Raw genomic sequence first — 22004 nt, 5'->3', positions numbered from 1 at the left:
TACTACCATTCTATGCACCTATTCAGAGATTATGACCAACCAAACCACTCAAATAGGAAGAACTTTACTTCTACCTGCTCCGTTTCTTCCTCCTGAACATCTTCCTCATCCGCTTCAGCTTCAGCCGCTGCCACACTTGTTCCATTTGAAAAGTCTAAAAAGCATAGTGGTGGAAATAGTACGCACCACCAATTTGCACCCTGCCCTTCACCAAGTGTAATGAGTACTGCCTCATATTCCCCCGCTGGATATAGATAGGGGCCGTAAAGTTTCGCCGGAAAACTAATATCGCTACCATATTCGACTTCATAATCGATATCTGCATTTTCTTCTTTTAATACTTGTGCAACAATCGCCTCGATGTCAGGGATTTTACTCTCTATCAGCTCTCTAGCTTTCTCAATCGTATCGATATCCTTCACCCAAACAGTGATCTGCTCGTTTACACGATCACGAACGGTCCGCTTAAGATCCTGATCTGCTTCTGTATCACTATTTGCAAGAATCCGCAGACGAATCGCTTCATCCGGAATAACCTGATAATCATCCGCTGACTCAGCTTGTTGTCCAACACCTTTTACCGGTACGGCGAAAAATAAAATTATAAGTATGAAAGCAAAAAATACTAGTTTCCTCATCGTTTAGTTCCCCTCTCCCTTGATCTATTCTTAGTATGGACAGGGGGTGATGAATTTAAACTAGTATTCTCGTAAAATATTAATTCGTTGATCGACCGCCTTTCTTTACAGTTGTGCGTAGATAATGCGGTCTTTTTTGTTTATATCTTTGATTGTGTGTACGTTACTGGTTGGGTAGGTTTCTTTGATCAATGAACGGACAGCTTCACTTTGGGCATCGCCAATTTCAAATGCTAACACCGCGTGCCGTTTCGCGACTTTTTTGCTTTGCTCGATAATCAGTCTATAGGCAGCTAGTCCATTATCTTCAGCAAACAAAGCAAGCTCAGGATCGAAGTTTTTCACTGTATCCGCTAAAAGTGCTTCCTCTGCCCGGGCAATGTAAGGTGGATTCGAAACGACGATATCTGCTTGAATATTTTCCTTCTGAAGCGGCTGTAAAAAGTCACCCTCTAGGAAAGTCACATTAGCTTGTAGCTGTTCCGCATTCTTTTGTGCTACTTCCAGTGCAGTCGTAGAAATGTCCGTCGCATAAACGGTTGCATGTACAAGCTCCAAGGCGAGCGTAATCGCAATAATTCCGCTTCCCGTACCAACATCAACAATCGTAAGCGGGCGTTGATGCTGGCCAGCGGTTTGTATCACATGCTGCACAAGTTCTTCCGTTTCCGGCCTAGGGATCAGCACGTGCTTATTCACCGCGAATTCGCGTCCGTAAAACATTTCATACCCTATTAGATGCTGGACAGGAATGCCTGACGTGGCATGTTGCTTGATTGCACTTTTAAATAGCTTGATGACATCCTCAGCAATCGGATCCCGCATCATGGTATAAAATTTTGAACGTGAGATGTTTAAATAATGCTGCAGTAATATTTCCGCTACCTTTGGTTCTCGCTGATGGTTTTCTAAAAAAAGAGAAGCCCATTGCAGGACTTCATATTGCTTGGTTTGTTCCATATTATTCACCTATATGCTCCATTTTCTCCGCTTGTTCCCCAATTACCAATGCGTCAATGAATTCATCTAATTTTCCTTCTAATACCTGATCGAGCTTTTGTAATGTCAAACCAATTCGATGATCAGTTACTCTGCTTTGAGGGAAATTATATGTTCTGATTCGTTCGGAACGATCTCCAGTGCCGACTGCAGACTTTCTGTTTTCGTCAATCTCAGATTGTGATTCTTGTTGATACTTGTCATAAATTCGAGCACGTAATACCTTCATAGCCTTTTCTCTGTTCTTAATTTGAGATTTTTCATCCTGTATAGAAACTACCACACCTGTTGGTTCATGCGTTAATCTTACTGCAGAGTCGGTTGTATTTACATGCTGACCGCCAGCTCCGCTTGACCGATACGTATCCATATGAATATCTTTTTCATTAATATCGACTTCCACATCTTCCGCTTCTGGCAAAACAGCTACCGTTGCAGTGGATGTATGAATTCTGCCGCCGGATTCTGTTTCAGGAACACGCTGAACACGGTGTGCGCCATTTTCATACTTCAATTTCGAATACGCGCCTTTTCCGTTAATCATGAAAATGATTTCTTTATATCCGCCAACACCTGTCGTATGGGCTTCCATCACTTCCGTTTTCCATCCCTGGTTCTCCGCGTATTTCGAATACATCCGATAAAGATCGCCGGCAAACAAAGCCGCTTCATCGCCACCCGCTGCAGCACGAATTTCCACAAATACGTTTTTATCATCGTTAGGATCTTTTGGCAGAAGAAGCACTTTCATCTTCTCTTCCAAATCTGTTTGACTTCCTGTTAGTTCCTCAATTTCAGCCTTCACCATTGCATACATTTCATCATCTAAATTATCCGCCAGCATTTCCTTCGCATCTTTCAGCTGGGATGAAACATCTTTATATTCACGATAAGCCTGCACAACATCTTCCAGGCCAGATTGTTCTTTTGAGTATTCACGTAGTTTATTTGTATCATTAATAATTTCGGGGTCGCTAAGCATTTCATTTAATTTATTATAACGATTCTCCAATGATTGTAATCGATCTATCATCACGGCACCTCTTTCTACTAAGTAACATTATAATATACATTTGTGGTGAAGGTCAAAGTTATTTTTGATGTGGTGGATGGGGGTTTAGGATTACTGTCCTTGGTTCGGCGTTCGTGGTTGGAGGTTCAGCGGTTATTGCGATTCGTTCAGCGCTCGTGGCGTGTGGTTCGGCGATTACTGCGATTTGTTCAGCGTTCGCGGTCGGACGTTCGGCGATACACTAATCGTTCGGCGCTCACGACATAAGGTTCAGCGGTTATCGTGATTTGTTCAGCGCTCACGGCGTGTGGTTCAGCGATACACTATTCGTTCGGCGCTCATGCCAGAAGGTTCAGCGGTTGTCGCGATTCGTTCAGCGCTCGTGGCGAATGGTTCGGCGATTACTGCGATTTGTTCAGCGTTCACGGTCGGACGTTCAGCGATACGCTAATCGTTCGGCGCTCATGCCAGAAGGTTCAGCGGTTATCGTGATTCGTTCAGCGCTCACGGCGTGTGGTTCGGCGTTCGCAGCGGGTGGCGTTCAGTGCTCGCAGTGGAGAGGTCAATGCTTATAGTGAGGTGCTTTGATTATTCAAATTCAGTGTTAATTCATACCTGCGCTTACTTGTACTACCAATCGCTTTAAAGTTCGCTCCTTTTAATAGCCGTTTTGCAACATGCGACGATTCTATAAGCAGGAAACTTCTACTATCCCGATTTGTTATGATGTCCCCAATTAATAATTTGTAATCATTCAATGCAATCAAGTGTGCATTTACTGATGAATGATTACATTTATTGCAAAACCATTTTCTTTTTGCCCTTATCATCGGTATCCCCATACAACTTGGACATACAACCCCCTTTATCAGATCATCCATTGATAAATTATATTTTCCCAGAATATTTTCTGTTGGAGGCACATGGCATCTTGTTATTTGTTCGGAAAGGTTTATAAGTTGATTCATTCTCAGCCCCGAAGGAGGAAGTTTGCTGCTTAATTCTTCTATTTGAAAAAATAATTGGCTGTTGTGGATAACTTCATTTGGGATTATATTATTTGGAGATGTTGATTTGATTATGGTAGAAGGATAACTAATTACTACGAAGAATTTAATTGGAATTGCTGGCATTCCCCTTGAACGAATCCATTTTTGCAGACGATGCAATTGTGTCTTAACCTGGGGAATTGGATTGGCAAACCCCTCTTCTTTCTGATCATCCCCAACTCGCGTTACTTGTCCGTTTTCTCCAAATAGGATAGTGCCATACCAATTTTTAACTTCTAAAATCAGTATATATTTTTCCGTTAAAATTAATGTATCTATTTGAAAATAGCCATTTACATCTGCTAAACGCACATTGTGTAAAATCAAATAATCCTTATCATCTAAAAACCCCAATGGATAATCTACTTCCCTTTCCCCTCTCAACTCACTAATTTTCTTTTTATAATCATTCTGTACAGTTCCTTTCTTATAATGAGACTCAGGTAATCTTCGCAAAAGCGCATCAAGTCGCATCATTTCTAGAGTCTTCCCACGCTTCTTAACAATCATGATCCTCTATCACTACCTTCATATTTTATTTTTCACTCTTGAACTCATTCTACAGAACGGATAGAAAATCCTTCTTTGTATATTATTACTTTCGAATTAGGATTCATGACATGGTCGTTCGGCGATTAGCGCATCACGTCCGGCGCTCACGTCTAAAAGTTCGGCGATTACCACATTAAGCCCTGCGATCATGTCCTAAGGTTCAGCCGCACGCGGGATAAAGTTCATCGTTCGCGGCATTAAGCAGTAACCAATCAGGCAAGGTTTAACATCTGCAAATAAAAATTAGCGCAGGCAAATGCCTGCGCTAATTTTTATTGGGATAGTTTAACTAAATTTTTAACCACATCGTTTGCTGGTTTTCCTGGTACTTCGTGATGGTGGCGACATCTTGGTTCATAAGATTCGGATGCGCCGACCAGAATGGTTGGGTCGTTATAGGATGCCGGTTTGCCATCGATTAAGCGCTGCGTACGGCTGGCTGGTGATCCGCAAATGGGACATATAGCGTTTAATTTAGTTACTGACTCACCTAGTGCCATCAACTTTGGCATGGGGCCGAATGGTTCACCGCGGAAATCGTTATCGAGACCCGCTACGATCACGCGTATTCCTTGATTGGCCAATTCATCAACGACGTCCACAATTTTCTCATCGAAAAACTGCACTTCGTCAATGCCGATTAAGTCCAGGTGACCATCGATATGCTCTAATATATCATCGGAGCATGTTACAGGCCTTGCGATGGTTGAAGAACCATCATGGGATACGACAGATTTATTATCATATCTATTGTCGATTGCCGGTTTGAAGACCCGTACAGATAAATTACCATAGGTTGCTCGACGCACCCGGCGGATTAATTCCTCTGATTTCCCTGAAAACATGCTACCGCAAATGACTTCTAACCATCCACTGTGCTTCATTACATACATTGATAGGTGCCCCTTTCATGCCACTATGTATAGATTAGTTTACCACTAATTCCGATTATATTAACTCATCTTTATCACTTTTAACCGTAAAAAAACAGGCAAAATATTTCTACTTTGCCTGTCTGTTTGTTACGAAAAGCGCTGTACCTTGCGCCGATGGTAGCTTACTTAAGCCATCCGTCGCTTAACAAGTCCGCTGCGCCAATTATTTCAATCTAGCTTAGGCTCCTAGAAGCTGCCGTCATAAGCAATTGACACTTTGAACGACAAAATCATCCGCTCTTCGGTCCCTTACTGCGTCCGCTTCTGAACAATTGCCTCAGCCTTTTACTTCATATTATATTTTTTCTTGAAGCGATCTACACGTCCGCCAACTTTGTCAGCTTTTTGTTTTCCTGTATAGAAAGGGTGTGAATCTGAGCTGATTTCCACTCGGATTAATGGGTATGTGTTACCATCTTCCCATTCAATTGTTTCTTCTGCGTTTTGTGTTGAACCACTCAAGAATTTAAAATCTGAGCTCGTATCAAGAAAAACTACTTTTCTATACGCTGGATGAATATCCTTTTTCATGTCTTTCCACTCCTTTTTGCCCTGAGTCCTTTGGAAACAGAGTTATCGTAAGAGCCGTCATAGGTATTAACCTTATTAAAACTCACATAAGGAAATTATAACAGTCTCCCGTTTTGAATGCAACAGCTGCGTTAAAAATATTCCTTTATCAGCTATCTTTATCGCTTTATACCTTTACGTTTCATTTCCTCATCCATCAATTGGAAGAATTCTTCATTATTTTTAGAAGCCTTTAACCGTTTTAAGAAGCGTTCAAGGAAGTTTGGTGAATCCTGCATCGTTTTGCGGATTGCCCATATTTTATCAAGATGTGCTTTATCCACAAGTAATTCTTCCTTCCGAGTTCCGGAACGTAAAATATCGATGGCAGGGAAAATACGACGTTCTGCCAGATTACGGTCAAGATGTAATTCCATGTTTCCTGTTCCTTTAAATTCTTCGTAAATAACGTCGTCCATCCGTGAACCAGTATCAACCAGAGCAGTTGCCAAAATCGTAAAACTACCGCCTTCTTCAATGTTTCTCGCTGCACCAAAGAATCGCTTTGGACGATGGAAGGCTGCAGGGTCAATACCACCTGATAGTGTTCGACCGCTTGGCGGAATCACTAAGTTATATGCACGCGCTAAACGTGTAATACTATCCATCAGTACAATCACATCACGCTTATGTTCGACCAAGCGCATGGCTCTTTCCAATACAAGCTCTGTTACCTTGATATGATTCTCTGGTATTTCGTCAAATGTGGAACTGACGACATCAACATCACTATGTACAGATCGTTCGATATCCGTCACTTCTTCCGGTCGCTCGTCGACTAATAAGATAATCAACTTAGCTTCTGGATGGTTTTTTGAAATACTATTCGCAATTTCTTTGATTAGTACCGTTTTACCCGCTTTTGGTGGTGCAACAATTAGACCACGTTGCCCAAATCCTACAGGTGTCATTAAATCAATAATTCGGGTAGATAATTTATTGTTTTCTTCATTCTCCAATCGCATAAAACGATCCGGATATAAAGCAGTTAATCCCGGAAAATGAACGCGATCCTTAGAAGAATCAGGATCTTCACTGTTAACAGCATCAACGTGCAACAGTCCATAATAACGTTCGTTTTCCTTTGGTGGACGGACTTTTCCAGATACTTTGTCACCGTTACGTAGATCAAATCTACGAATTTGTGAGGCAGAAATATAAATATCCTCTGCGCTCGCTGAGTAGTTAATGGGTCTTAGAAAACCAAAACCTTCAGAAGGTATAATTTCCAAAACACCATCCATAAATAAAAATCCATCTTTTTCCGCTTGCGCTTTTAATATTGCAAATATAAGTTCCCTTTTTGATAATTTTGCATAATAAGACACTTTGTATTCCCGTGCCAACTCATAAATTTCTTTTAAATTAATCTTCTCTAATTGAGAGATTGTTAATGCAGCCATAAAATCACCACGCCTATTTATTTTAAATCTATTTAAACAGTCAAATCGACTGTGTCATACTTATTATTTCGTTGAGTGTTTCACTTCTTTTGGAGAGCAGTTGTAAAGAAATGAAGGCTTGAGAGAAGCTAGAATAGAAGTTCGTTTTGTGACACGTATTGTTATAAAAGTAATTCGCATGTGCATTCATGCAATTATAAACTATCGTAACCAGTTAATAGTTTTATTAAACATATATCATATTACGCTTTCCCGACCTATTTTTCAACTCTATTTTTTATTACATAATTGATAGAAAAAGGAAGGTAGCCAGTTTACATGACTTCCCCCCTGCATATTTAAGATTCCATTACAAGATTTGGTTTTTTAATTAAGCTATGTTCTCCATCAATGAAACGAACTGTGCCGCTTTTTGCCCGCATCACGACCGTTTGTGTTGTTGCTTTAGAACCTTTAAACTGGACGCCTTTTAGTAATTCACCATCTGTTACACCACTCGCTGCAAAGATAGCGTCATCCCCACTACAAAAGTCATTCATGTAAAAGATCTTTTCTATGTCAGTAATGCCCATTTCTTTACAGCGTGCCGCTTCCTCATCATTGGATGGAACAAGTTTTCCCTGAATTTCACCACCAAGGCATTTTAATGCTGCGGCAGCCAGGACGCCTTCAGGTGCACCACCGATTCCAAGTAGCACATCTACACCGGTATCATCAAAAGCCGTATTAATGGCCGCTGCCACATCACCATCCGGAATTAATTTAATTCTTGCTCCAGCTTCACGGATTTCAGCAATTAATTTTGTATGGCGTGGACGATCCAGTACAATGGCAACTACATCTTCTACATGTTTGTTCTTGGCTTTTGCTACACTTTGTAAATTTTCAAGTGTGGAAGCATTGATATCGACTTTCCCTACCGCTTCAGGGCCAACTGCAATTTTTTGCATGTACATATCGGGTGCATGTAATAATGTCCCTTGGTCTGCAATCGCAATAACTGCGAGTGCGTTCCAAGTTCCTTGTGCGACAATATTTGTGCCTTCCAGCGGATCAACCGCGACATCAACACTTGAACCTGAACCAGTACCAAGCTCTTCACCAATATACAGCATTGGGGCTTCATCCATTTCGCCTTCACCAATGACTACGGTGCCTTGCATTGGAATCGTATCAAACACATTGCGCATCGCTGTTGTTGCTGCGTCATCCGCTTCCTCTTTCTTTCCTCTTCCCATCCAACGTGCAGATGATAATGCTGCCGCTTCAGTAACACGGACTATTTCCATCGTTAAACTTCTTTCCATGTATATCTCTCCCTTTTTGCACCTGTTTTTAGCTTTAAAGCTAGTCTTTGGTGCGTTTTTCTATAAAATATCCTCATCCCAAAAGGAAGTTTTATTAAGGTAGAGAGCAGGGTCTCGATTACCTGCTCCATCCATGGACTTCTAGGCTATATGACTGATGTATCCTGTATAATTTATTTATCTGAACAGGCATATCCAGCTTTATGAGTTTTGAAATTGTGCAATTTCTTGTTCTGTCATTTCCTCCCGCCAAATATTGGCACCAAGGTTATTCAATTTCTCTTCTATGTTTTCATAACCTCTGTCAATATGCTCAAGACCGGTTATCTCTGTAACACCGTTTGCCATTAAGCCAGCGACAATCAATGATGCACCAGCCCGTAAGTCACTGGCTTTCACCCGTGCACCCTCAAGCTGAACAGGTCCAGATACAATTGCTGAACCACCTTCAACTTTTATTATAGCATTCATTCGCCTTAATTCATCAATATGTTTTAAACGGGCTGAATAAATCGTGTCTGTGATGACACCTGTATTAACCGCTTTGGTTAGTAAGGACGTAAATGGTTGCTGAAGATCTGTAGGAAATCCTGGGTAGACTAAGGTTTTAATATCTACACTTTTCAACGGGTTGTTCGGTTTAATTAATAGTGATTCATCACTTTCCTCAATCGACACACCCATTTCTCGTAGCTTAGCCAGCAATGATTCGAGATGCTGAGATATTACATTATCAACAATTACTTCCTCACCCTGAGCCGCTGCAGCAATTACATAGGTACCAGCTTCAATTCGGTCGGGGATAATCGTGTGTCTGCATCCATGTAAAGAGGGAACCCCTTCAATCCGGATAACATCTGTACCAACCCCTTTAATCTTCGCACCCATGTTGGTTAATAATGTTGCTACATCAATGATCTCAGGCTCCTTTGCCGCATTTTCGATCACTGTTTTTCCTTTTGCCTTTACCGCTGCAAGCATGATATTAATTGTTGCGCCAACACTGACAACGTCCAAGTAAATTCTGGCACCCTTTAGCTCTTTGGCACGTAAATAAATCGCGCCTTGCTCATTGGTTACTTCTGCACCAAGCGCTTCAAATCCTTTGATATGCTGATCGATTGGACGCGGCCCTAAATAACAGCCGCCCGGAAGACCGATAACTGCTTTGTTAAACTTACCTAGCATCGCACCCATGAAATAATAGGATGCACGTAATTTCTTTACTTTTCCATTGGGTAATGGCATCGCTATCATATTTTCAGGGTCAATATTTACAGTTTGTCCATCCCAGGAAACGGTTCCGCCAATTTCCTCCAATAGATCACCTAGTGTGTGTACATCGGAAATCTCAGGGAGACCTTCGATTGTTACTTCTGAATCAGCAAGTATGGAGGCTGGTATCAGTGCAACCGCACTATTTTTTGCACCGCTGACCCGCACGCTACCGTTCAGTAAATGACCACCTTCAATTAACATCTTTTGCATTTAAATACCCCCGCTTTATAGGAGTTGTTCAAATCATTCATTTGAACACACATTTCTCAAGTTGTAATGATGAGCATTGGCTCCAGGTTTATCCCGGAGCCTCAGCCTTTTATATTAGCTTGTACTTTTTTTCCAAATTCATGCAATTAATTTGCAGCATTCCAATCGGCAAGGAATTTTTCAATCCCTTGGTCTGTTAATGGATGCTTTACAATCTGTTCCAATATTTTAAATGGAATGGTTGCTATATGAGCGCCATTTAATGCAGCATCAGTCACATGCAGCGGATGTCTGATGGATGCCGCAATAATTTCTGACTCGATACCATGAATGGAGAAAATATCTGAAATAGTTGCAATCAGATCCATCCCATCCTGTCCGATATCATCTAGACGCCCCAAGAAAGGTGAGACATAGGATGCGCCGGCACGTGCTGCAAGAAGTGCCTGGTTCGCATTGAAAATCAATGTGACATTTGTTTTGATATCAGCGTCACTCAGTGCTTTTACTGCTTTTAACCCTTCCAATGTCATTGGAACTTTCACAGTAATATTTGGAGCAATTTCAGCTAATTCTTTTCCTTCTTTGATCATACCTGCTGCATCTTCTGCAATAACCTCAGCACTAACAGATCCGGAAACCTCTGCCGTTATTTCTCTTAGACGTTCGTGAAATGATACTCCTTCTTTGGCAACCAAACTCGGGTTTGTTGTTACACCTGCTAATATCCCCAATTCATTAGCAGAACGAATATCATCAATATTTGCTGTATCAATAAAAAATTTCATCTTATTTCCCCCTCCTTTTTTTACACTAATATAAAAAGTTAACCCTCCATACCAGTGTAAGTGCACCCTTCATTTACTTATGCTTTTTGAGATGAACCAAATTCGCGCATTTTACCGATAACGGTTTCTTTAATCGCGTCACGACCTGGTCCCATATATTTCCTTGGATCATATTGTTCAGGTTGATCCGCTAGTACTTGACGAATCACTTTTGCCTGTTCCATTTGGTTTTCTGTATTCACATTAATTTTTGCAGTACCTAATGAAATTGAGCGTTGGATATCTTTAGTTGGAATTCCAGTTCCACCATGAAGTACTAAAGGAAGGTCGATTGTTTTAGAGATTTCTTCCATTTCAGCAAAGCCTAGGTTCGGTTCACCTTTATATGGACCATGAACAGAGCCAAGTGCTGGAGCTAAACAGTCAATGCCTGTTGCTGTGACAAGTTTTTTACATTCTGCGGGATCCGCATAAATAACGCCATCTGCAATGACATCATCTTCTTGTCCACCAACTGTTCCTAGTTCTGCTTCAACAGAAACCCCATGGAGATGTGCCAATTCAACAACTTTTTCCGTTGTTGCAATATTTTCTTCTAGTGGCTTAGTAGAGGCGTCGATCATCACAGATGTAAATCCAGCATGAATCGCTTCTGCACATTTTTCAAAGCTTGACCCATGATCCAAATGAATCGCAACCGGCACTGTTGTACCATATGCCTCCATAAATGATTCAACCAGTTTAACAACTACTTTAAATCCATCCATGTATCTCGCAGCGCCTTCAGATACACCTAAAATCACTGGTGACTTCTCTTCTTCTGCTGCTTGGAGAATAGCCTGGATATACTCCATATTGTTGATATTAAATTGTCCAACAGCATATCCATTTGCTTTACCTTTTTCAAGCATGTCCTTCATCGATTCTAATGCCATGTGATATCCCCCTCTTAGATGAGTTCTTCATCTATCCTAATTAATTTTAGTTCCTATATAAGGATACCAACTAGAGCTTGCTGGCGCAACATTTAAAAATAATGATTATTCGTTTTCCCTTAGCACAGCCATAGAAAACTTGGCATCCACCAAGCATTTAATGGCGAATATCATAGCCTACACTTATGCAGGAGGAAAGCTTTTATACTTCCCTATCTGCTAAAATTAATTTTACAGATTGCTGTATATCCTTAACATTGAAAGGCTTTGCCATCACCTTTTGGATCAAGCCAGCACTTGTTTTTTTTACTTCATCATTAATTAAGCCACTGATCAATATTGCCGGAATTTCTATTTGATTCTGCTGTAATTGTTGTAAAACCTCTACACCGTTAAAAAATGGAAGCTTATAATCCAAAATAATTAAATCATAGTAATTTGCTAATGCTTTATCCAATGCCTCTTTCCCCGTCCCGGCTGTCGATACCCCATACCCTTCATTTGTTAAAATATCAGATAGCAATGTACGTATGCCTAGTTGGTCGTCAACGATCAATATCTCCTTTACCATTATATTTTCCCCCTCTTTTCTCTTTTCCGTAATCTCTTTCGCTATATATTTATTTCTATACGGCATCCGCTTTTTCCTGCAAGTTTTACCAGTCTATCCCAATATTTTTTATATTCACGAGACGAAAGTAACGAAAGGGACCTCATTCATAACGATTGTGACAACGACTGCATTTGCACGTCCTTTGCGTCATAAAAGAGCCCCGAATAGGATTAGTCGTCTATTCGGGGCTCTTTTTAAATCATATTTTATTTTTGATGTGCAACAGCAGCACCGATAAAGCCTTCAAACAATGCATGCGGTCTTAATGGACGTGATTTAAATTCCGGGTGATACTGACAGGCTACAAACCATGGGTGATCTTCCAACTCGATTGTTTCCACAAGTTTTCCATTTGGACTTGTACCTGAAATAACAAACCCTTTTGCTTCCATCTGTTCACGATAGTCGTTATTAAATTCATAACGGTGACGATGACGTTCCTCAATTACAGCAGCACCTTTATAAGCTGCTTTCGTTTTTGTTCCGTCTTTTAATTCACAAGGATATTTTCCAAGTCTTAACGTACCACCTAAATCTGTAACATCCTTTTGTTCTAGCATTAAATCAATAATTGGGTTTGCTGTATTCGGATTAATCTCTGCTGTATGAACATCTTCCAATCCGAGCACATTCCGAGCAAATTCCACTGTTGCCAGCTGCATGCCAAGACAAATTCCAAAGAAAGGAATCTTGTTTTCTCGGGCAAAACGGATGGCTTCAATTTTCCCGTCAATTCCCCGGTTACCGAATCCACCTGGTACAATGATTCCATCCACGTGGGAGAGTTCTTCCTGAATCGTTGCCTTATCCAGCAATTCGGAATTAATCCAATGAATGGTAACATCCGTATCATAGGTAAAGCCTGCATGTTTTAAGGATTCCACAACGGAAATATAAGCATCCGGTAGCTCAACATATTTCCCAACGAGACCAATATCAATTTTCCCAGAAAGGTTTCTCACTTTGGAAACCAGGTCTTTCCATTTTTCCATATCTGCCGGTTTACAATCCAAGTTAAAATGGTCACAAGTGATTTGATCTAAGTTTTGTTCTTGTAAAGCAATCGGCACATGATAAAGTGTATCTGCATCGCGCATTTCAATAACTGCTTTTTCATTGATATCACAGAACAAGGCAATTTTTTCCTTCATTGCTTTACTAATCGGTAATTCTGTTCTTAGTACAATCACATCTGGCTGAATTCCCAACGATCGCAGCTCTTTCACACTATGCTGGGTTGGTTTGGTTTTCATTTCTCCAGCTGCTTTCATGTACGGTACAAGGGTACAATGCAGATACATTACACTATCTCTGCCAACAACATTTTTAATTTGGCGAATGGCTTCAAGGAATGGTAACGATTCAATGTCACCAACAGTGCCACCAATTTCTGTAATCACCACATCCGCTTTGGTCGCTTCGCCAGCACGGAAAACCTGTTCCTTGATTTCATTTGTGATATGAGGGATAACTTGAACCGTTCTGCCTTCATAAGCGCCACGACGTTCTTTTTTTATTACACTGGAATATACCTTTCCAGTTGTAATATTGCTGTATTTATTTAAATTATTATCAATAAAACGTTCATAATGTCCTAAATCCAGGTCCGTTTCTGCGCCGTCTTCTGTCACGAACACTTCTCCATGCTGGTAAGGACTCATCGTTCCCGGGTCCACATTAATATAGGGATCAAATTTCTGAATGGTAACTTTTAACCCACGATTTTTCAACAAACGTCCCAGTGAGGCGGCTGTTATTCCCTTTCCTAAAGATGAAACAACACCACCAGTTACAAAAATATATTTAGTCACTGTTTATCCCTCTTCCTTCGCTATATGCTTTAAGATTTATTCTTTCCTACCCGTGTAAATAATAAAAGCGCCTCCCCACTTTCTGGGGAAACGCTTTGGTAATTGAATTTAAAGAGCCCAATAAAAATTGTACTCATATGGCTAAAAAAAGTCAAGCACCCTATTAAACTTTTTTCATTAGCCTATTTGATTATTTTTTTGCTGCTGCCTTTTTCTTTTTCTTCGGTGTGACGGTTACTTCTTCATCCGCTTCGTCAACCGGATACCAGCGTCTCAATGCCCACTTGTTTTGTCCCATCGCCAGGAAACGCCCATCGACACTTAAATCCGTATAAAATTGTGAGATATACGCTGCTTTTTCTTCATCTGTATATGCTTTGAGTACTGCAATTTTATCATAGACATCTGAAAATTTAACTGGTTTTTTCTTATCTATTAAGTAAATATGTGCCAAATCAATCATCGGTGTCACTTTTGCTTCTTCTGCACTAACCTTTTTTAAACTCACAGTTATGCACTCCCTTTATTTTAAAGTTTAATCACTTGTTTATGTTTATAAGTAAAATTAATCATAACTTACATTATACACAATTGAAAGGTGAATATGCCAGAAATAAACAATAAAAAGTTGAGCAAACACTTATGTCTCCTCAACTTTTCTTTTATTTATGCTGTTTTTTACATATTTCTTCTGTATTGCCCACCTACTTCGTAGAGTGCGTTTGTAATTTGACCAAGGCTAGCCACTTTTACCGTTTCCATTAGTTCTTCGAAAATGTTTCCACCAGATGCTGCTACTTTTTTCAGTTGTGCCAATGCTGTTTCCACATGTGTACGATTGGCATCTTGAAATCTCCTTAGTTCTGTAATTTGATGTTCCTTTTCCTCGGTTGTGGCGCGTGCCAACTCCATGGAATCGACCTGTTCTTCAGTTGGTGGATTAGGATTGAGATACGTATTCACACCAACGATCGGTAAGTCACCGGAATGTTTCTTCCCTTCATAATAAAGGGACTCCTCTTGAATTTTACCACGTTGATATTGTCGTTCCATTGCCCCCAACACACCGCCGCGATCATTCATATTTTCAAACTCCGCGAGTACTGCTTCTTCCACCAAATCCGTTAATTCATCCACAATGAAAGATCCTTGCAAGGAATTTTCATTTTTGGTTAGACCGAATTCCTTGTTAATGATCATTTGAATGGCCATGGCCCGTCTGACAGATTCTTCTGTTGGCGTCGTAATGGCTTCATCATAGGCGTTCGTGTGCAATGAGTTGGTGTTATCCTGAATCGCCAGTAGCGCTTGTAATGTCGTACGAATGTCATTAAAATTAATTTCCTGTGCGTGCAGAGAACGTCCTGACGTCTGTACATGGTATTTCAATTTTTGGCTGCGCTCATTTGCACCGTACTTATCCCGCATCGTAATCGCCCAGATTCTGCGTGCAACGCGACCAATTACCGTATATTCAGGGTCTAATCCATTCGAGAAAAAGAAAGACAAATTGCGCGCAAATTGATTAATATCCATTCCCCGACTTAAATAATATTCAACATAGGTGAAGCCATTGGCCAATGTGAAGGCAAGCTGTGTGATCGGGTTCGCGCCAGACTCTGCAATATGATAACCGGAAATGGAAACCGAATAATAATTTCGCACTTTATTATCGATAAAATACTGTTGAATATCCCCCATCATTCGTAATGCAAATTCGGTCGAGAAAATACAAGTGTTTTGCCCCTGATCCTCTTTTAAAATATCTGCCTGAACAGTACCACGAACAACTGCGATTGTTTCCTGTTTTATTTGATCGTGTTCTGTCGGACTTGGTTCACGATTATTTTCTTCTTTAAATTTCGTGATTTGCTGGTCAATAGCGGTATTAAAAAACATGGCGAGAATAATCGGTGCCGGTCCATTGATTGTCATCGATACCGATGTTAATGGATTGGTTAAATCAAAACCCGCATACAACTTTTTCATATCTTCCAGTGTACAAATGTTTACACCACTTTCCCCAACCTTTCCGTAAATATCTGGCCGTTCGGCAGGGTCTTCCCCGTACAATGTCACCGAGTCAAATGCAGTGGAAAGTCGTTTCGCATCATCGTCTTTCGATAAGTAGTGAAAGCGCCGATTGGTTCGCTCTGGAGTTCCTTCGCCTGCAAATTGACGTGTCGGATCCTCGCCTTTTCGTTTAAAAGGAAATACCCCGGCAGTAAATGGAAATGCACCAGGTACATTTTCTTTTAAAAGCCACGTTAATCGTTCTCCCCAATCCTGGTATTTAGGAAAGGCTACTTTCGGAATCCTGGTGCCTGATAAAGATTGTGTGGAAATATCCATATTAATTTCCTTATCGCGAACAGAGAAGGTCATTGTGTCCTGGCTATAGTTATCCCTTGTTTCATCCCAGGCATCAAGCAGTTGCTTTGCTTTCGGATCGAGTTCATCCTGGTACTGATTAATTTTTTGATCCAGTTTTTTTACAACATCTGTATCTTCCAGGATTTCTTTTGTCCCTTCAAGCTGATACAGTTTCCTTGCAGTTTGGCTTTGCTTTTCAATGGCTTGATGATAGTTACGCACATGGTTGGCAATCTCACGTAAATAATGGCGGCGTTCATTGGTAATAATCCTATTTTGTTTCTGCGCAATCGTATTTCGGGCAAAATCAATCTGGCTATCCCACCCGTATTTTTCATTTAATGTATCAATAATCGATGCAAATAACGCATTCGTACCTGCATCATTAAACTGACTTGCGATGGTCCCGAAGACAGGGAAATTATCCTTTTCCTGATGAAATAGCATATGACTGCGCTCATATTGCTTGCGCACCTGATTCAAAGCATCTTCTGAACCCTTTTGTTCAAATTTATTGATGACGATGAAATCAGCATAGTCAATCATATCTATTTTTTCCAGCTGTGTTGGTGCCCCGAATTCGGCCGTCATCACGTACATTGATAGATCGGTAATATCTGTGATTGCGGCATCCCCTTGCCCAATACCACTTGTTTCAATAATAATGAAATCGTAACCCGATGCACGGACGACGTCGATTACTTCCTCAATCGCGGCCGTTAGTTCACTGCGGGAATCTCGTGTTGCCAAAGAACGCATATAAACGCGGTCCGTAAAAATAGCGTTCATCCGAATCCGGTCTCCAAGCAATGCCCCGCCTGTTTTCCGCTTCGTTGGGTCAATCGAAATGATAGCAATTTTTTTGTTGGGGATTTCGTGGATAAAACGGCGGATTAATTCATCGGTCAGCGAACTTTTACCTGCGCCACCTGTTCCAGTCATGCCGAGGACAGGGATTTTGTTATCTCCCTTTTTACGTAAGGCGCTGGGTATCTTTTTCTTCTCATCCGGATCCGCTGCATCATTTTCCATATAGCTGATAAAACGCGCCATTGCTTGCCGGTTTCCTTTTGCCAATTGCTTCAGATCCTTTTCCAGCTCAATTGGCGGGATAAAATCGCTCTCTTCCAGCATCCGATTGATCATTCCCTGCAGCCCCAGTCCCCGGCCATCCTCCGGGGTGAATATCCAGGACACGCCGTAATCATGCAATTCTTTGACCTCGCGCGGGATAATCGTACCGCCGCCACCGCCATATATCTTTATATGATCAGCATTTAATTCCTTCAATAAATCATGCATATATTTAAAATACTCCATATGGCCGCCCTGATAGGATGAAATCGCAATCGCTTGAACGTCCTCCTGGATCGCGGCATGCACGACATCCTCAACAGACCGATTATGCCCAAGGTGAATGACTTCTGCTCCGCTTGCCTGCATAATCCGCCGCATAATATTAACGGATACATCATGCCCATCAAATAAACTTGAAGCGGTTACAAATCGTACAGGATGTTCCGGTTTGTAAATCTCTACTTCCGCCATGAAGAAATCCTCCTTTTCGTATGAAACTGATAATATTTATTCCGCTTTATCTGCTTCGGTTTCCGCAGCTATCATTTGTAATAAAAAGTGAATTTGTCGATCTATATAGCCATCTAATGTAAATTGCTTTTGCAGTACCCATCTTCTAAAGCCCCACATTTGACCTTGGATAAAAATATTATTCGCCAAAAGGACAGCATCTTGTTTGGATACATCCAGATTGTTCGGAAGGCATGCCACAATGACTCGTTCAAGCATACCAACCATATCCCGTTCCTTTTGCAGTACATATTCCTTTGAATCTTTTTTCAATGATTTAACTTCCTGGTACATGATCAGTATTTCTTCCTGCATATCGTTCATCAGGTAAAAATATGACTTAATGACGGTAACCAGATTTTCTATCGATGGCTTTTCCATGTCTATTGCTAATTCTAAGCGTTCGCGAACTTGTTCATAAATGGAATCGCAAACAAGAAATAGCACATCTTCTTTCGTCCGAATATATTCATAGAGCGTACCAATGCTGAATCCTGCTTCTTTTGCGATTTCTCTCGTCGTTGTACGATGAAATCCCTTTTCCTTGAATAGGATGATCGCGCCCTGGATCATTTGATTCCGCCGTTTTTCTACCAGTTCCTGGTCTTTGATGGAGGATAGGATCTGGTCTTGGCTCATTGTATCTGCCTCCTTTCTTTTTCACTATCGGTGATGGTTAGTTGTGTTGCGATCAACTTTACACCTACCACGCTCAACTTCAGCTATTTTTACTGGGTTAGCATTCTTCCGATAACCAGTCGCTGAATCTCATTGGTTCCCTCGTAAATTTGCGTAATTTTGGCATCGCGCATGTAGCGTTCTACTGGGTAGTCTTTCGTGTAACCGTAGCCGCCAAATACTTGCACGGCTTCTACTGTGGTTCGCATGGCGGCATCACCGGCGAAAAGTTTAGACATGGCAGATTGCTTTTCATATGGCAGGCCTTTTGATTCTAGCCATGCCGCCTGATAGGTTAGTAGGCGAGCTGCTTCGACATCGGTGGCCATATCTGCCAGTTTGAATGAAATGCCTTGGTTGTGCGCAATCGGCTTTCCGAATTGTTCACGTTCCTTGGCATAGCCTGCCGCAGCATCCAGTGCACCTTGGGCAATCCCTAATGCTTGCGCAGCAATGCCATTACGACCACCATCAAGTGTGAACATGGCAATTTTAAAGCCATCCCCTTCGGCCCCCAGCATGTTTGCTTTTGGAATACGACAGTTTTCAAAAATCAATTCAGTTGTTGGCGATGAGCGGATGCCCAGTTTTTTTTCCTTTTTGCCGAATGTGAATCCTGCTGTACCTTTTTCTACGATGAAAGCACTGATTCCTTTATGCTTCGCATCTACATCTGTCTTGGCAAACACGATATAAATATCTGCGACACCACCATTCGTAATCCAGACCTTGTTACCATTCAACACATAATGATCACTGTCTGCTTTAGCAGTTGTCTTCATCGATGCAACGTCACTTCCCGCACCAGGCTCTGACAGTGCATAGGCACCTAACGCTTCGCCTGTCGCCAATCGGGTTAAAAATGTTTGTTTTTGTACTTCATTGCCATATGTGTAAATCGGCCAGCTCGCCAGCGAAAGATGCGCCGATAACGTGACTCCGGTTGAGGCACATACGCGGGAGAGCTCTTCTACCGCAATACAATAGCTTACGTAATCCGCACCAATACCACCGTATTTCTCCGGCCAAGGGATTCCAGTTAAACCCAGTTCACCCATTTTGTCGAAAATATCACGGTCAAAGCGTTCTTCTTCATCCCGTTCAGCTGCAGTAGGTTCAACATCTTTTTTGGCAAAATCACGAACCATTTTGCGTAGCATTTCCTGTTCGTCTGTTAATTGAAAGTCCATTATCATTAACTCCTTTTGCTATTTAAGTAAGTTATTTGCGATTACAATATGTTGTATTTCATTCGTTCCCTCATAAATTTCAGTGACCTTGGCATCACGGAACAAGCGTTCAACCGGATAATCTTCAGTATAGCCATAGCCGCCGTAAATCTGGACCGCTTCGATTGCTGCATTTACCGCAGTTTTGGAGGCGAACATTTTTGCCATGGATGCTTCTTTTCCACAAGGAACATTACGCTGGACAAGCGATGCCGCATGATAGGTTAATAGTTTTGCAGATTCAACCGCTGTTGCCATATCTGCTAATTTAAAAGCGATACCCTGATTATGTGCGATCGATTTACCAAATTGTTCACGTTCCTTCGCATAGAACGTGGCATATTCCAGCGCCGCTTCTGCAATACCCAGCGCTTGGGCGGCGATGCCGATTCGTCCGACATTAAGGTTAGCCATGGCCGTTTTAAAACCGTTCCCCTCTTCCCCAAGCAGCTGTTCTTTTGGAATTTTACATTGATCAAATGTTAACTGCACCGTACTGGAACCATGAAGGCCCATTTTCTTCTCCCTTTTCCCGATAATCAGTCCTGGAGAATCCTTTTCCACAATGAAAGCACTAATAGCACGCTTCCCCTCTCCAGTACGCGCAAACGTAACATAGGTATCGGCTTCACCACCATTGGTGATAAACACCTTTGAACCATTTAAAACATAATGATCGCCATCTCTTTTCGCTGTTGTTTTCATGCTTCCCACATCAGACCCTGCGCCAGGCTCCGTAACTGCAAAGGCACCTAAATATTCACCACCTGCAAGCTTAGGTAAATAATGTTTCTTTTGTGCTTCATTACCAAAATATAAAATCGGATTGGTTCCAACAGATGTATGGACAGATAAAATAACGCCAATAGTAGCACTCACCTTAGACAACTCGTGGATCGTACTGATATAAGACGTAAAATCCATGCCGCTTCCACCGTAGACTTCAGGGATCGGAATGCCCATTAATCCCAGTTCACCCATTTTTCGAATGATTTCTTTCGGAAAACGGTCTTCCTGTTCCATCCGGTCGATGTCCTTGACGATTTCCTTTTGCGCAAACTCCCTGACCATTTTACGCAGCATTTCCTGTTCCTCACTAAATTGTATGTCCATCCTTGTTCCCCCTGTATCATTCCTCGTGATGTAAATTACGTGTACTGGTAAAAGCCTCTGCCAGATTTTTTGCCTAACCAGCCTGCCTTTACATATTTGCGTAGTAATGGACATGGACGGTATTTGCTGTCACTGAATCCTTCGTAAAGCACTTCCATAATGTATAAACAAGTATCCAGGCCAATAAAGTCAGCTAGTGTCAGCGGCCCCATCGGATGATTCATTCCTAGTTTCATCACCGTGTCGATATCTTCTGGTGATGCCACACCTTCGTAAACGGTATAGATCGCTTCATTGATCATTGGCATTAAAATTCGGTTGGCAGCAAATCCCGGGAAGTCCGCAACTTCGACTGGCGCCTTTTTCAATTCGTTTGTGAGCGCCTCAACTTGCTGATACGTTTCATCACTTGTTTGTAGTCCCCGGATGATTTCCACCAGCTTCATAACCGGTACTGGATTCATAAAATGCATCCCAATCACTTGGTCCGGACGCTCAGTCACCGCTGCGATTTCGGTAATCGGAAGGGATGATGTGTTAGATGCCAAAATAGCATGCTTTGGCGCAATGGTATCCAGGTCACGAAATAGCTTTGCCTTCACATCCATATTTTCCACTACTGCTTCGATCACAAAGTCTCTTCCTTCTGCATCTTCAAGCTGTGATGAGGCCGTTAATCTAGCTAATGTCTCTGCTTTATCTTGATCGGAAATTCGTTGTTTATCGACTGCTCGTGTTAAGTGCTTCTCAATATTTTTCATTCCCTGATCCAGCGCTTTTTCATTCATATCGTTTAACAGGACATCATACCCGGCCTGTGCACAGACTTGCGCGATCCCGGCGCCCATTTGCCCAGCGCCAATGACCATGATCTTCTTTATTTCCACTTGAAAGTTCCCCCTTTGTTCATTCCATATGCGCTCG

The 22004-nt window shown here is 41.5% G+C and carries 19 protein-coding genes; all 19 read right to left on the bottom strand.

What is annotated here, in order from left to right; genetic code table 11:
* Window positions 1-29: 29 nt before the first annotated feature.
* Complete coding sequence (gene spoIIR / locus JOC34_RS17575) at window positions 30-638, bottom strand: stage II sporulation protein R (RefSeq protein WP_205138091.1); 609 nt, start codon at window positions 636-638, stop codon at window positions 30-32.
* 105 nt (window positions 639-743) lie between these two features.
* Window positions 744-1598, bottom strand: coding sequence for a peptide chain release factor N(5)-glutamine methyltransferase (gene prmC, locus JOC34_RS17570; protein ID WP_205138150.1), 855 nt, complete (start codon window positions 1596-1598; stop codon window positions 744-746).
* A gap of 1 nt (window position 1599) precedes the next feature.
* A complete protein-coding gene (gene prfA / locus JOC34_RS17565; protein WP_205138090.1) occupies window positions 1600-2670 on the bottom strand; it encodes a peptide chain release factor 1 in 1071 nt (356 codons plus the stop codon).
* A 548-nt stretch (window positions 2671-3218) separates the two neighbouring features.
* Window positions 3219-4175 (bottom strand): nuclease-related domain-containing protein, encoded by a 957-nt coding sequence (locus JOC34_RS17560; protein WP_205138089.1) that lies wholly within the window; start codon window positions 4173-4175, stop codon window positions 3219-3221.
* A 347-nt stretch (window positions 4176-4522) separates the two neighbouring features.
* Window positions 4523-5143 (bottom strand): thymidine kinase, encoded by a 621-nt coding sequence (locus JOC34_RS17555; protein ID WP_205138088.1) that lies wholly within the window; start codon window positions 5141-5143, stop codon window positions 4523-4525.
* 327 nt (window positions 5144-5470) lie between these two features.
* Entirely contained in the window at window positions 5471-5716 is a 246-nt protein-coding gene (locus JOC34_RS17550; protein WP_205138087.1) for a type B 50S ribosomal protein L31, read from the bottom strand.
* Window positions 5717-5874: 158 nt separating this feature from the next.
* Entirely contained in the window at window positions 5875-7158 is a 1284-nt protein-coding gene (gene rho / locus JOC34_RS17545; protein WP_205138086.1) for a transcription termination factor Rho, read from the bottom strand.
* A gap of 338 nt (window positions 7159-7496) precedes the next feature.
* Window positions 7497-8465, bottom strand: coding sequence for a class II fructose-bisphosphatase (gene glpX / locus JOC34_RS17540; protein ID WP_205138085.1), 969 nt, complete (start codon window positions 8463-8465; stop codon window positions 7497-7499).
* A 201-nt stretch (window positions 8466-8666) separates the two neighbouring features.
* On the bottom strand, window positions 8667-9953 hold the full coding sequence (locus JOC34_RS17535) for a UDP-N-acetylglucosamine 1-carboxyvinyltransferase (protein WP_205138084.1): 1287 nt from the start codon (window positions 9951-9953) through the stop codon (window positions 8667-8669).
* Between the two features lie 146 nt (window positions 9954-10099).
* Window positions 10100-10741 (bottom strand): fructose-6-phosphate aldolase, encoded by a 642-nt coding sequence (gene fsa / locus JOC34_RS17530; protein ID WP_205138083.1) that lies wholly within the window; start codon window positions 10739-10741, stop codon window positions 10100-10102.
* Window positions 10742-10818: 77 nt separating this feature from the next.
* Entirely contained in the window at window positions 10819-11676 is an 858-nt protein-coding gene (locus tag JOC34_RS17525) for a class II fructose-bisphosphate aldolase (RefSeq protein ID WP_205138082.1), read from the bottom strand.
* 202 nt (window positions 11677-11878) lie between these two features.
* Entirely contained in the window at window positions 11879-12247 is a 369-nt protein-coding gene (locus tag JOC34_RS17520) for a response regulator (protein ID WP_205138081.1), read from the bottom strand.
* A 248-nt stretch (window positions 12248-12495) separates the two neighbouring features.
* Window positions 12496-14100 carry a CTP synthase gene (locus JOC34_RS17515; protein WP_205138080.1) on the bottom strand — a complete coding sequence of 535 codons (1605 nt, stop codon included), beginning with the start codon at window positions 14098-14100 and terminating at the stop codon, window positions 12496-12498.
* Between the two features lie 190 nt (window positions 14101-14290).
* Window positions 14291-14608, bottom strand: a complete 318-nt coding sequence (gene rpoE, locus JOC34_RS17510; protein ID WP_205138079.1) for a DNA-directed RNA polymerase subunit delta — start codon at window positions 14606-14608, stop codon at window positions 14291-14293.
* A gap of 170 nt (window positions 14609-14778) precedes the next feature.
* Window positions 14779-18021, bottom strand: a complete 3243-nt coding sequence (gene icmF, locus JOC34_RS17505) for a fused isobutyryl-CoA mutase/GTPase IcmF (RefSeq protein WP_205138078.1) — start codon at window positions 18019-18021, stop codon at window positions 14779-14781.
* A gap of 36 nt (window positions 18022-18057) precedes the next feature.
* The gene (locus JOC34_RS17500) at window positions 18058-18699 is read right to left on the bottom strand and encodes a TetR/AcrR family transcriptional regulator (RefSeq protein WP_205138077.1); all 642 of its coding nucleotides are present in this window, start codon (window positions 18697-18699) and stop codon (window positions 18058-18060) included.
* Between the two features lie 89 nt (window positions 18700-18788).
* Entirely contained in the window at window positions 18789-19928 is a 1140-nt protein-coding gene (locus tag JOC34_RS17495; RefSeq protein WP_205138149.1) for an acyl-CoA dehydrogenase, read from the bottom strand.
* 18 nt (window positions 19929-19946) lie between these two features.
* Window positions 19947-21080 carry an acyl-CoA dehydrogenase gene (locus JOC34_RS17490; protein WP_205138076.1) on the bottom strand — a complete coding sequence of 378 codons (1134 nt, stop codon included), beginning with the start codon at window positions 21078-21080 and terminating at the stop codon, window positions 19947-19949.
* A 35-nt stretch (window positions 21081-21115) separates the two neighbouring features.
* Window positions 21116-21967 carry a 3-hydroxybutyryl-CoA dehydrogenase gene (locus tag JOC34_RS17485; RefSeq protein WP_205138075.1) on the bottom strand — a complete coding sequence of 284 codons (852 nt, stop codon included), beginning with the start codon at window positions 21965-21967 and terminating at the stop codon, window positions 21116-21118.
* Between the last annotated feature and the right edge of the window lie 37 nt (window positions 21968-22004).

Source organism: Virgibacillus halotolerans (assembly GCF_016908515.1).
GTDB classification, from domain to species: domain Bacteria; phylum Bacillota; class Bacilli; order Bacillales; family Amphibacillaceae; genus Virgibacillus_M; species Virgibacillus_M halotolerans.
The sequence above is the reverse complement of the archived record's forward strand: the minus strand, read 5'-3'. Positions and strand labels throughout refer to the sequence as shown.